This is a genomic window from Pantoea sp. Cy-639, from assembly GCF_011752525.1.
Lineage (GTDB): Bacteria > Pseudomonadota > Gammaproteobacteria > Pseudomonadales > Pseudomonadaceae > Aquipseudomonas.
The window spans coordinates 1-255 of record NZ_VWXI01000063.1 but is presented as its reverse complement, the minus strand read 5'-3'; the positions used below and the strand labels follow the sequence as shown (position 1 = coordinate 255).

Genomic DNA, 255 nt, shown 5'->3' with positions numbered 1-255 from the left:
GCTTTCGCCCACTCCCACATCTGTTTCGGGCGATGCAGTCCTGTGAGGGTACCGCTGTACGCCTTGGCGCATGCCTCAAGCCAGGCGAAGCGCCAGCAGCGCCCACGCCGAAACCTCGCCATGCCAGTAGGGCGCATCGCGGGCTTTCGCCCACTCCCACATCTGTTTCGGGCGATGCAGTCCTGTGAGGGTACCGCTGTACGCCTTGGCGCATGCCTCAAGCCAGGCGAAGCGCCAGCAGCGCCCACGCCGAAA

Annotated in this window: 1 protein-coding gene; it reads right to left on the bottom strand. The window is 65.5% G+C overall.

All coding sequences use genetic code 11. The features are described 5' to 3' along the window. Positions 1 to 75 precede the first annotated feature (75 nt). Positions 76 to 255: hypothetical protein (locus tag F3J43_RS23900; protein ID WP_205298077.1), on the bottom strand; the 180-nt coding region annotated here is incomplete at its 5' end.